Genomic DNA, 12,950 nt, shown 5'->3' on the forward strand with positions numbered 1-12,950 from the left:
AGGAGACATACAGATGAATAACCGTACTGCAACGTATTCGTTTTTGCTCGGGGCTACTTTGCTGTTTTTTATGACCGCAATCATGCTTTGCACCTCGATTTACTTTTTGTTGGGCATCCCGGTCACTGCATTCAGCTTCTGGCTTGCTGTCTTCGTCGCTTTGACCTGCATGCTCGCCATGATCGCCGTATTTGTGCGGCGGCACCGTCGTATCTGGCTGCTCGCCCTGCTCGCGGGACTCGGGCTCGTCGTCGGAAGCAGCTGGGTCATCAGCGCCAATACGTTCGACCTTTCCTTTGACGGGCAAACCTATCATCAGGAAGCGATCATTTTGCTGAAAAACGGCTGGAATCCGGTCCACGATGCGCCCGTGTCGAAGCCGCTCCCCCAAACAATCGAGACAATGGACAGCAAGGAGATTTTGTCTGCGTTCCACCTTTGGATCAATCATTACGCTAAAGGGCCGTGGATGCTGGATGCTGTCATGTACAAGCTGACAGACCAGATTGAAGTCGGGAAAATATTCAACTTGCTGCTCATCGCCGCTTCCTTTTTCTTCAGTCTGGCCGCCCTGCGCGTCGCCTTTCCCGCGAAAAAACGGCTGGGGATCGTCCTGGCGCTGCTTTTGGCCGGCAATCCGGTCAGCGTCACGCAGGCTACGTCCTACTACATTGACGGACAGCTTGGCTCGCTCGTACTCATCATCTGCGCGCTCGGGTACTTGCTGCTCAAGCGCTATCACATCTGGATCGTGCTGGCTCTCTGCTCGGCTCTCATGCTCCTGGCCCAGATTAAATTCACGGCGCTGGTGTACGCTGTGCTGCTCGGCTGTGCCTTGCTTGTGCTTTTCTTTTTCTACGATCGGCAAAAACGCTGGAAAAGCCTTCTGGCGTGGCTCGCGGCGAGTCTGGTCGTCACCGTCCTGGTCGTGGGTTACAATCCTTACGTCACCAACACGCTTGGCAAAGGGCATCCGTTTTATCCGCTGGCGGGCAAGGGAGCGGTCGATATTATGACCTCGAACAGCCCGCGTGATTTCAAAGACATAGGCTCGCTGAGCAAGCTTGCGATTTCGCTGTTCGCCAAGTCGGAAAACATCGCCAGGCCAAACGAAACGACGTTGAAATGGCCTTTTACCGTCTCACTTTCTGAGTTGGCAGCATTTGTCTCACCCGACGTCCGCGTAGCAGGCTTCGGGCCGTGGTTCGGGGGAGCTGTGCTGATCGCCCTCCTGCTCGCACTCGGCTTGCTTGTTGGCGCGGAGCGGAAGAAAGCCGTGCCGTTTTTTATCGCGAGCGGCATCCTGCTCGTCACGGTGCTCGTCAACCCGGAAAGCTGGTGGGCGCGGTATGTGCCCCAGCTCTGGCTGATTCCCGTGATCGTGGCATTGGCAGGCTGGGAGACACGCTCTACCTGGTTGCGCCGCGGAAGCACCATTCTGATCGGCGTCCTGTTCGTCAACATGCTGCTGGTTGGCAGTGCGCATCTGCTGTCGCAAGCATTCATCAATGCCATGGCGCGACAGCAGTTGCAAGACATCCAAGCCACAGACAAGACGATGGTCGTCGATTTCCGCCACTTCAACGCCAACCGCGTGCGGCTGCAGGAAGCCGGAATTTTGTTCGTGGAGAAAAAAATTGCTGACGGGCAAAATGTCGAAACCATTGTCGGCTCACGGGCGGTTTACTACTTGCAGTAGCCAACCTGCTTGGTGATTCGCCGCCCGCTCTGTATGCCCGAACGGAATGGCTCAAAGCAGCCAGGGGCGTCTCAAAGTCGAAAGCACGACTTTTGAGACGCCCCTTTTTCGCATAGCGCTGCATCACAACTACAGCTTGATCGCAATCAGCTTCAACTCTGTCATCTCTTCGACAGCGTACTTGATGCCTTCGCGGCCAAAGCCGCTGTCCTTCACGCCGCCGTACGGCATGTTGTCAACACGGAAGGTCGGGATGTCGTTAATCATCACGCCGCCCACTTCCAGCTCATCTGCCGCGCGCATGGCTGCGTGAATATCGTTGGTGTAAATCCCTGCCTGCAGGCCGTAGCGGGAGTCGTTTACTGCCGCAATCGCCTCGTCCATCGTCGCAAACGGCGTGACGACAACGATTGGCCCAAACACCTCCTGGCAAGACACGGAGCTGTGGCTGCTCACATCGGTCAGGATCGTAGGAGCAAAAAGTCGGTCGCTCACAGCTTTGCCGCCTGTCACGACGCGCGCTCCGGCGTCAACCGCTTCCTGTACCCACGCTCCCATCCGCTCATGATCTTTGGCGGAAATGACGGAGGACATGTCGGTTTCTTCCTGCAACGGATCACCCAACACCAGCTTCTCTGTCGCCGCCTTGAACTTTTCCAAAAACTCCTCGTACTTGCTCTGGTGAACGTAGACGCGCTGCAGCGAGATGCACACCTGGCCGCTAAAGGAGAACGCCCCTGTCACGCAACGATCCACCAACGCTGGCGTGATCTCTACGTTATGGTCGATAATGACCGCGGAGTTGGAGCCAAGCTCCAATGTCACGCGTTTCAGACCTGCCTTGTTTTTCATGGCAATCCCGACTGCCGGGCTGCCCGTAAACGTAATCGCGGCGATCCGATTGTCGCTGACGAGCTTTTCGCCGACGACGGCGCCTTTTCCCGGCAAAATGTTCAGCGCTCCGGCTGGCAACCCCGCCTCGGCAAAAATATCAGCCAAAACCAGCGAGCTGAGCGGAGTCTGACTGGCTGGCTTCAGCACGACCGTATTTCCTGCCGCAATCGCCGGGCCTACTTTGTGGGCCACCAGGTTAAACGGAAAGTTGAATGGCGTAATCGCCCCGACCACGCCAATCGGCTTGCGCACGGTAAAGGCGAGTCGTCCCTCGCCGCCCGGAGCCGCATCGAGCGGTACGGTTTCCCCGTGAATCCGCTTGGCTTCCTCTGCCGCGAATTTGTACGTCTGAATCGTGCGGGCGATCTCGACCCGTCCCGTGCGCAGCGGCTTAGCAGCTTCCTTGGCGAGAATAACTGCCAGCTCCTCCTTGCGCGCTTCCATAATCGCCACCGCTTTTTCCAAAATCAGCGCCCGCTGGCTCGACGGCAGCTTCGCCATCACTTTTGCTGCGGCGCTGGCCGCGCGGATCGCTTCGTCGACATCTGCCTCGTTCGCCTGGGCGACCTCTGCCAGCAGCTCGCCGGAATAGGGCGAGTACAGCGGCGCGTATTCTGTTGCTTCTTTCCATTGACCGTTGATATACAGATGCTTTTTCATGCCTACCTCCCGGATGAATTAGTGGGTCACGTATTGGCTTTTCAGCACATCGGTCATGATGTCCAGCGCTTCTTGCAGCTGCTCGTCGGTAATGACCAGCGGCGACAGGAAACGCAGCACGTTGCTGTGCACGCCTGCGGAAAGCACAATGACGCCAGACTCGTAGCAGCCTTTGGTCAACGCCGCCACAAGCTCCTTGGCAGGCTGTTTCGTTTGCGGGTCGATGAACTCTACCGCACACATTGCCCCCAGTCCGCGAACTTCCGCAATGACAGGGAACTCGGCTTGCAGCGCCTGGAAATGCGCCTTGATTGTCTTGCCAATCTCATTTGCACGCCCAGGCAAGTTTTCGCGCTCCATTTTTTCAATAACAGCGAGCGCCGCAACGCATCCGAGCGGGCTTCCGCCGTAAGTGCCGCCGATTTCCCCCGGATTGGGCGCGTCCATGATCTCTGCGCGACCTGTCACAGCAGAGATGGGCAAGCCAGCCGCAAGCGACTTCGACATCGTTATGAGATCAGGCTCGATTCCGAAGTGGGTCGAAGCGAACATCGCCCCGGTCCGGCCGAAGCCTGTTTGAATTTCGTCGGAAATGAACAGGATATTGTGCTTTTTGCAAATCTGGAAAACGCCTTGTACGAATGCTACCGGCGGTACGATGAAGCCGCCTTCGCCCTGAACCGGTTCCATAATGACAGCCGCTACTTCTTCCGGCGCGACTTCTGTCAGGAGGAAGTCTTCAAATTGGCGCAGGCAAAATTGTGCGTACTCATCCTCTGTCATGGAAGCCGGCTTGTGCAGCGGATACGGGAATTGCGCCTTGTAGGTAGCTGGCGCGAACGGCCCCATCTCGAATTTGTACGGCTTTACCTTGGAGGTTAGCGACATGCCGAGCAGTGTGCGACCATGGAAGCCGCGACTAAACGATACGATGCCGGGACGTCCGGTGTATTTGCGGGCGATCTTCACGGCGTTTTCCACCGCTTCTGCTCCGCTGTTGGCAAACATCGTTTTCTTTTCGAAGCTGCCTGGGGTGATTGCGGCGAGCTTTTCGGCCAGCGCCACATACGGCTCGTACATGCCAACGTGGAAGCAAGGATGGATGTATTTGTCCAGCTGCTCCTTGACCGCGTCGACGACTTCCTGCGGACAGTGCCCGGCGTTAAGCGTACCGATTGCACCTGCCAGATCAATGAACGTGTTGCCGTCTACGTCTGTCACGAGCGCTCCGGAAGCTGTCTCTACAAAAACCGGGGTATTGTTCCCGACGCCTTTTGGCACGTACTGCTTTCTTTTCTCAATCAGGGCGGCCCCCTTCGGACCAGGGACACCAGCGGCTACATTGACGAATTTGCGTTGTTTGGACATATCGTGATCTCTCCTTGTATGAGATGGATAACAGCAAGGTGATGCTTTCGCTGACGATATGTAGCAATACTCGTGCCAAGTAAAAAAGCTTGCCGGAAGCGCATTTGCCAAACGCGTACAGTGTACATTTATGCAAAAGTGAATCAAATATCCCAATATTGCCGATTCATTTTTGAATTAAAAATTCATTTTTGAATCAAGTGGCACGAATGCGGTATTTTTTCAGCTTGCGCACCACGGACGGCTGGCTGATGCCCAAAAACTCTGCCATCTCCGCTGTCGTCCGGCAGCGCTCTGCTGCATGGCGCAGCCATTTTTCCTCCACCTGCTCCAGCGCATCCCGCAGCGACATTTTAGATGCTGTCACCCCCGGCTCCATCGCTGCCTGGTCCTCTCCGACCGCCCGGATTTCCGCAGGCAGGTGCTGCGGCGTAATCACGTCTTCGTCGGCCGTCACGACCATCCGCTCCAGCACGTTTTCCAGCTCCCGCACGTTCCCCGGCCAGGCGTACTGCATCAAGGCATGTGTCGCCGCCGGGTCCAGCCGCTTGTTCATGCCGTACCGCTCATTGAGCGAGCGCACAACGAGCTTCAACAGCGCGGCGATATCCTCTGGCCGATTGCGCAGGGCGGGCACATGAATCGGCACGACGTTCAACCGGAAATACAGGTCCTGACGAAACTTCCCTTCCTTGACCATCTTCTCCAGGTCGCGGTTGGTCGCGGCAATCAGGCGAAAATCCACGTCCCGGTACTGCATGCTGCCCACGCGCTGCAGCCGTTTTTCCTGAATCACCTTCAGCAGCTTGGCCTGCAAGGTCAGCGGCAGTTCCCCCAGCTCATCCAACAGCAGCGTTCCCTGATTCGCCATCTCGATAATCCCTTGCTTGCCCTGCTTGCCTGCCCCCGTAAACGCGCCTGCCTCGTAGCCGAACAGCTCCGACTCCAGCAGCCCTTCCGGAATCGCCCCGCAGTTGATTTCCACAAACTGTCCGCCTGCACGTCGGCTGTTGCGGTGAATTTCGCGCGCGATTACGTTTTTGCCGACCCCTGATTCCCCCAAAATGAGCACAGTGGAGTCGACCATCGCCACCTTTTTGATGAGGCGGTCAATGTCGCGCATCGGCTGACTGACCGCCACGAAGCCATCCTGGTTTTTCTCGCGCAGTTCCTCGATCTCTGATTCAAACTGCTTCAATTGCTCCGTCAGACTCTCATAGCGCCGCTTCAATTCCAAAATTTCCGTCAAATCGTGCGAATAGCTGATAACCGAATGCATGCTGCCATCGGCATTCCACAACGGATAGGCCGTCACCATCAGCTTGCGGCCACCGGGAATTTCCTGCATCATCGTCTGCGGCGTCTTCGTATCCATCACCTTGCGCGTGACGGAAGGCGAAAATACTTTTTCTTTTTCCAACTCGATGACGTTTTTACCCAAGAGCTCGTCTTTGCTGATCCCGTACATCTCGTAGGACGAATCCCCGACCAGTTGAATGTAGCCTTCCGGGTCGGTGATGAGCAAATGATCGCGCGACGTCTCCACGATGCCTTCCAGCACGCGGCTCATCCAGCGTTCCCGGCTCTCTGCATTGTTCATTCGTCCGCCTCCTTTTGGCTTCAGGCTGGTGTCGCCGCTTCTGCTTGCGATCCTGTTTTTTACTTTCATTATAGAAAATCAAGCTTGCCAGAACAACGAATGTCCAGGAAGCTGCACAGCCTCTCACGCTGTCTTTTTCTCACTCGTACGAATCCCAGTCTCTCCAGTTAAAATACTGCTTCGCCAGCTCCTTGAACCTCGCGCTGTCGATGCTTTCTTTTGTCACGACGCCATCGACCCATTGGGTGAAAGACGTATTCGTCAGCGTGATGCTTCCATTTGCCGTAAGCTGTGTGAGCAGCGGAGTTTTGTTGAAGGGAGACTCCTCGTGGGAAACGATGATCGTCTGAATCTCGTCGCATGCGGACAGGTCTGCGATCGGTTTGTTTTTATAAAAAGCATAGCCGATACGCCAGTCGGTATCCTTGTGCTTCAATTTCATCTCGAATACATGATCGCCGTATTCGCTGTTTTCCTTGCGTACCCGAAACTCGCCGTTAGAAGAGCTTACCACCTCGCCGTTGAGCGGAACAGGCTTCATCGGCAGATTGCCGCCAAACCCGGTATCCACCAGGTACGTCTGCCCCGCGTGGGCAAGCAGGATCGTCAGGTGTGTCTCGCCGATTGCCAAATACTGCTGCTCCGCAGGTTTATAGACGACACCTCGGGTCAGCATGGCGTCAAAGCCGTTTTCGATCAGGAAAAAGTAGAGCAAGGAGTTCAGTTCGTAGCACAGCCCGCCTTCCTGATGCAGCAAAATTTTGTCGACGACGTTTTCCTTCGTGATTGCTTTTGTCTTCCCCTCAATCACGCGCAAGTTTTCAAACGGAATGCGCAGTGCCGCCTTTTCCAGCAAAGTGTCCAGCTTGTCAAACGTAATCGCTTCGTGTTCGGGCAGACCGATTCTTTTTCGAAACAACGCATTCAACTCGCCCATGCTTTCTCCTCCAGACCGCTTTCTTTCAAATTTTCCAAGTATCAGCGCCTTTGCCGCACTATCAAAACTAATTGTGCGACAGGCTCTCTATTTTGTTATCATTAGAAATTCTTGCTTTCACGACCGTAACACTTCTCATGATTGCCACTTTTGATCTCCCCGGATTTTAAACGGGCTACATTTCCTGTATATACTCCACCTACAATATGTATGCGTTTGAATTTGCTTCCAATGTAGGTTAAGAGTGTTGACAAGAGCATTGTACTGATAAAGATTTCAAGCAACCCAATTGTACCACGCCAATTATACGGAAAAGCCAATACCAACCAACTGATTATGAGTGGATGAATCAAGTAAATAAAAAATGAATGGGTAGAGTACCAAAGGAAAAGAGCGGACATCTTAGGCCTGGCGTAAGCTACGTAACGAAGTCCTTTAAAAAGGAACACGAGACTCGACAGCGTATACAGGATCGTACTTGGTTTGGTAGAAGAAGCAAAAGTATTTGTATACTTGCTATCCAAAAGTAACAGCACGAACGTTAACAACCATACGAATGTCATTTGGGCGAAGGTTATCTTTTCGGTCAATCTTATGAAACGTTCCCTTTCCATAGAGACGTATATCCCTAACACAAAATAAAAGACCCAAACAGGAGAAAGTATGACATACGGAACGCCTAAACTTGGCAGCACGATCACACCAACTGCATGTAAATATATAGCCGCGTGCATGCATAACGAAATAAAAAATGAGCCAACAAGCGTATGGTACCGCTTTTCTATAAGCCACTTTTGAAGTACAGGAAACACCAGATACAACTGAATCATGATAATCAAAAAGTAAAGATGTACATAAGCAGTTCCAGTGTATAATTGCTTGATGAACAAGGAAAAAAGCTCTGTAACATCTGCATCTGTGGAGCCAATTCGGTATCGATTGGAAAAAACAAAATAGAAGATGCTCCATAAAAAGTACGGAAGCAGTATCTTGTTGTACCTTTTCTTTAGAAACTCGAGATAAGTGGTGTTCTTTTTCCTCTCCGAAAAACCAAGCCCAAATCCGGAAAGTAAAATAAACAACGGAACCGCATAACGGGCAATCTGATTGAATACGTAAGCAGTCGATTCTTGATCGATATACCCAGCAGTTACATGAATGACTATAACCGAAAATGCACAAAAGGCCCGCAAATAATGAGAGCGTAAAAAGTTTTGTGTAAATGGTTAAACTTCCCATTAAGGAGATGATCATTTATGCAAGACAAAAGAGACATGACGATCAAGGAGTTAGCGAAGGATTGCCGTACCATCGAAGACGTGCACACCATGCTGAAAGATTTGTTCCGTGACACCATCCAGCAGTTGTTTGAAGCTGAAATGGATGCCCATTTGGGCTATACCAAACATAGTACCGATGGGGATCATTCAGGAAATAGTCGGAATGGGTATAGTAAAAAGACGCTAAAGACAAAGTTCGGGAACACAGAAATTCGTGTGCCTCGTGACCGTAACGGCGAATTTGAACCTCACATTGTGAAGAAGCATGAAACTACCACAAATGGCTTGGAGGAGCAAATTATCGCACTCTATGCTAAAGGAATGTCTACACGAGACATTGAGGAACACATGAAGGATCTGTACGGAATCGATGTATCTCCTGCGATGGTTAGCAAGGTGACCGACAAGATTATGCCAATGGTGGCAGAATGGCAATGCAGACCGCTGGATCGGGTTTACCCCATCGTGTTTCTGGATGCCATCCATTTTAAAGTCCGTCAAGAAAATCGAATCGTCAACAAAGCAGCTTACAGCGTTCTCGGCATTTCGATGTCTGGTCATAAGGACATTTTGGGCATCTGGATCGGCGAGCACGAAAGTGCGAGCTTCTGGCTCAATGTGTGCACAGATCTGAAAAGTCGTGGTGTAGAAGATATCTTGATTGCCTGCAAGGATGGACTGGCGGGCTTCTCCGAAGCAATCAACGCAGCGTTCCCAAGAACCCAGATTCAATTGTGCGTCATTCACCAGATTCGCAACTCGATGAAATATGTACCGTTCAAGGAAGAAAAGGCCGTTTTGGCAGATTTAAAAAAAGTCTATCAAGCTCTTACGCTGGAAGAGGCCGAATCAGCATTTGCTATGTTCAAAGACAAGTGGGGGAAGAAGTATCCCATCATTATTCGCTCCTGGGAAAGCAACTGGCTTGAATTGACCGCCTATTTCAGCTATCCCCCAGAAATCCGTAAGATGATTTATACAACGAATATTATTGAGGGGTATCATCGGCAACTTCGTAAGGTCACCAAAACAAAAACGGCGTATCCAACCGACGATGCCTTACGGAAAATCATCTATCTGGCAACCATGGAGGCTTCAAAGAAATGGACCATGCCCCTTCGAAGCTGGAAAGAATGTATATCGCAACTGGCCATCCATTTCGGAGACCGCTTGCAAGGGGAACTATCTGCATAAAGGGGCTGTTGGGGCGGCTTGACATGGAGCCTCTGCGGGCATGATTCTTTGCGATTGGGCGATGCCTGTAAATCACTGCATCGCATGGCTAACGAGCCTATCATGCCCGCCCCTCCATGTAAAGCCGTTGAAGTAGCCATTCACCTGTTAAAAACCCATTTACACAAAAAAATTTACATTCCCCAAATAATCAATCTCTTTAATTCGCATCGTTCATCTCTTTTCTATGGCCGGAATGGATAATCTTGCATGCATCCATTTTTCAATGAAAGAAAATAGATACACATCCATAATATAACAATCATACAAAAACTGGATATAAAATTTTTGCGTATATGATGAACAAATGCCGCCCCTGTTTCGCTTATATCTGCCTTCGTAAAAAAGCAAAAAAGTGTCCCGACGAGACACATATCTGTTCGCCGGAACACTCCCCTGTTTTATGTGATCGCCACCAACAAGCTTACCCAATAATTTTCGTCTTCTTCGCATTCTCCATCGATTTTCGGATCAGACCGCTCAACGGACGCTTCAAGGCGAGCGCGATGAACAGGCTGATGCCGATGAAACCGAACAGAAAGAGAATATCCCGGATCGCCGTCTCCCACAGCACCCCGCCTACGCCCTCCCGCAGCAGGCTGATCGCGTAGGTGAACGGCATGAACGGATTCAACGCCTGGAAAAAGGGCGCGGTCATGCTGATCGGGAATGTCCCGCCCGAGCTGGAAAACTGGAACACCATGAAAATGATTGCGATGCCTTTGCCCACGTTGCCGAATACGGACAGCAGCGTGTACGTGATCGTGACGAAGACCATGCTGACGAGCATCGCAAAAAGCACAAACGGAACTTTATCCGCGACATGGGCCTCCAGAATGTAAATGTCTCCAAGCGTAATGCACAATGCCTGAAGCAGACCAATCGTGACAAATGTGCCCAAACGCCCCAAATAAAGCTGGTACGGCTTGTAGCGGCCGTCCGGATTTTCCGCATCCGGCTTGAGCAGGGAAATCAGCAGCGTGGCCCCGACCCATAGCGACAGGACACCGTAAAACGGCGACATCGCCGAGCCGTAGTTCGGGATCGGATATTTGCGGTTCTCCTTGATCTGCACCGGGCTGGCGAGAAATTCGCTCTCCTTTTGAATATCCCCGCGCAAAAGCTTGGCGAGATCGGCGAAGTTGTTGTTCGCCTCGACCTCTCTCAGCTTGTCTGCCGCCTGTCCAATCGCGCTCTCCAGCTTGGGCAGATCGTCGCGGACGAGCGCCGCCACTCTGTGGACGCCTTCCTCTACCTCCGGCAGCTTGTTGCGCACAAAATCAGCCAGTTTCACAAGTTCTGCCTCCGCCTGCGGCAAATCGTTGCGAATGAACGCCGCCGCCTGGTCGAGCTTTTGCCCGATGGCTGGCAAGTTTTCCTTCAAGAACGGAGCCACCGTGCGAATCGCTTGGGCAAAAGCGTCCGACTTCACCTGCAGCGTTTCCGCCAGCTCGTGAACCCGCGCCTGAATTTGCGGCAGCTCCTGCTCGATTCGTTTCAGCTCTGCCAGGCCAAGCTCCAGCCCGGCCTTTGTATCTTTGAGAATCGCTTCAATATCCGGGAGCCTTTCCTGTGCTGTATGCAAAAGCTCGGCGGACGTTCCCGTGATCGTCTTTAGCTTATCAATGCCTTCTTCGATTTTCGGAACGATTTCGCTATCGTAGCGCGAGAGAATATCGCCAAGCTCCGCGCTCACGTTTTTCGACAGTTCGTTCAAGCTCTCGACCAAGTCTCGCGCTGGCTTTTTCCCGTTGGCCAGCGCGTCTGCAATCGTGCCCAAAATATCGATTTGCCGGTTCACCCTGTCCTCTAGCCCGTGCAGCCGCTCTGACAAATGAGCCAACGGTTGTCCGGGGATGTAGCTGTTTAGTCTATCGACCAGCGCTGCGGTATGCTCCAGCACGCGCACCGCTCGGGACAGCCTGTCCTCTACGGCATGAACCTCTTCGGCTGTCGGCAAGCGCTCCGGACTCAGCTGCAAAAGCCTGTCTGTAAGCTGCGCAAGCGCATCGGCTGCCTGTTGGGCCAGCAGGAGATTTTGCTTCATCAGCGGCGCGATTGTGTCCCAGGCCCCGTCGTGATTGGCAAAAAACTGATTTAGCTGATCGGCCAAATCAGCCCCTTTGTCCGTCAGCTCAGCGATGCGCGGCAAGGCGTTTTGCGCCGCTGAAACCATCTCCAGTGCCTTATTGGCCTTCTCTGTGGCCGTAGTAACCGCGCTTGCGACTTTGCCGAAGTTTTGATCGAGCTCGGTCATGCGCCCGACTGCTTGCTCGATGATCGGCAGTTTGTCTTCCATACCGATGATGAGCGATGCTGCTTCGTTGATTCGCGGCCAGCTTTGCTGGACTTTCAGCACCGCATCGGCTGCCCGGTTGATTTCCGGGAGCCGCTTTTCCACTTCCGGAATGATTTGCGCCTTCTCATGAATATCCGGCAGCTTCTTTTCCATCTCCAGCACCTTTTGCCCCGCTGCGTGAATCTCGGGCAGCTTTTTCTCCAAATCAAAAATACCGCTCTCGATGCGGCGAATGGTCGGCAGTTGCTCTTCCAGTTTCACACCGACTTCCCTCAGCTTTGTCAGCAGAGTCTCGCTGACCTCTTTCGTGAAGCTTTCGTTGATTTGCCTGGCGATAGCGGAGACGCCGGAAGAGGTGATTTTGGGAGCCACGGCGTTGATCTTTTCGTTGACGGTATAGATCACTTCGGGCTTGTCCAGCCTGCCGTTGACAATCCCGGTTATTTTCTCGGAAAAGTCGGCCGGAATCAGGATGCTGGCGTAGTAGTCGCCCCGATCCACGCCGCGCTCGGCCTCCTCCTTCGTCACGAAGGTCCAGCCCAGCTTATCGTTATGCTGCAAGCTTTTTAGCAGCTCGTCCCCGATGTTGATCTGCTTGCCCATGACCGTCGCACCCTGGTCTTCGCTCGTTACCGCCACTTTTACGCCTTGCGTATTGGCGTACGGGTCCCAGACAGACTTGATGTTGACCCAATCGTACAGACATGGAAGCAAGATAATCGCGACGATGAGGAAAATCCCCGTCGGTACTTTGAATATGTTCAGCCAGTCCGTTTTGTAAATCTGCCATATGGAACGCATGCATGTACCACCTGATTTTTTATAGAAATGAAGGCCATCTGATACTTCCATGACAGTCTACCATAAAAGGGAAATAGCGAGAAGGAAGCTGCCAGTAGTAACATGAGCCGCTGTCTGCCATTTTATGTTTTGCCTGTCCACCTGGACGGCTCATGAAAAGGGCGCTGCCCTGGTGAGCA

General features: G+C 52.7%; 8 protein-coding genes. 2 read left to right on the forward strand and 6 right to left on the reverse strand.

What is annotated here, in order from left to right; genetic code table 11:
- The first annotated feature begins 13 nt into the window (after positions 1–13).
- A complete protein-coding gene (locus AAFJ72_RS20985; RefSeq protein ID WP_432775594.1) occupies positions 14–1,699 on the forward strand; it encodes a hypothetical protein in 1,686 nt (561 codons plus the stop codon).
- Between the two features lie 129 nt (positions 1,700–1,828).
- On the opposite strand, the gene AAFJ72_RS20990 is transcribed toward AAFJ72_RS20985, so the two are convergent.
- The 5 genes from AAFJ72_RS20990 to AAFJ72_RS21010 all read right to left on the reverse strand — a co-directional run bounded on the left by AAFJ72_RS20990 (position 1,829) and on the right by AAFJ72_RS21010 (position 8,351).
- Positions 1,829–3,253, reverse strand: coding sequence for an aldehyde dehydrogenase family protein (locus AAFJ72_RS20990; protein ID WP_432775596.1), 1,425 nt, complete (start codon positions 3,251–3,253; stop codon positions 1,829–1,831).
- A gap of 18 nt (positions 3,254–3,271) precedes the next feature.
- Positions 3,272–4,621 (reverse strand): 4-aminobutyrate--2-oxoglutarate transaminase, encoded by a 1,350-nt coding sequence (gabT, locus tag AAFJ72_RS20995; RefSeq protein ID WP_432775598.1) that lies wholly within the window; start codon positions 4,619–4,621, stop codon positions 3,272–3,274.
- A gap of 196 nt (positions 4,622–4,817) precedes the next feature.
- Positions 4,818–6,221 carry a sigma-54 interaction domain-containing protein gene (locus AAFJ72_RS21000; RefSeq protein ID WP_432775600.1) on the reverse strand — a complete coding sequence of 468 codons (1,404 nt, stop codon included), beginning with the start codon at positions 6,219–6,221 and terminating at the stop codon, positions 4,818–4,820.
- 139 nt (positions 6,222–6,360) lie between these two features.
- Positions 6,361–7,158: an arylamine N-acetyltransferase family protein gene (locus AAFJ72_RS21005; protein WP_432775601.1), complete on the reverse strand. Its 798-nt coding sequence runs from the start codon at positions 7,156–7,158 to the stop codon at positions 6,361–6,363.
- Positions 7,159–7,259: 101 nt separating this feature from the next.
- Positions 7,260–8,351: an acyltransferase gene (locus AAFJ72_RS21010; RefSeq protein WP_432775603.1), complete on the reverse strand. Its 1,092-nt coding sequence runs from the start codon at positions 8,349–8,351 to the stop codon at positions 7,260–7,262.
- Between the two features lie 63 nt (positions 8,352–8,414).
- On the opposite strand from AAFJ72_RS21010, the gene AAFJ72_RS21015 reads away from it, so the two are divergent.
- Positions 8,415–9,632: an IS256 family transposase gene (locus tag AAFJ72_RS21015; protein WP_003842338.1), complete on the forward strand. Its 1,218-nt coding sequence runs from the start codon at positions 8,415–8,417 to the stop codon at positions 9,630–9,632.
- 463 nt (positions 9,633–10,095) lie between these two features.
- Here AAFJ72_RS21015 and AAFJ72_RS21020 read toward each other — a convergent pair whose 3' ends face one another.
- A complete protein-coding gene (locus AAFJ72_RS21020) occupies positions 10,096–12,771 on the reverse strand; it encodes a YhgE/Pip family protein (RefSeq protein ID WP_432775604.1) in 2,676 nt (891 codons plus the stop codon).
- Between the last annotated feature and the right edge of the window lie 179 nt (positions 12,772–12,950).

The organism is Brevibacillus gelatini, from assembly GCF_050920745.1.
Lineage (GTDB): Bacteria > Bacillota > Bacilli > Brevibacillales > Brevibacillaceae > Brevibacillus > Brevibacillus gelatini.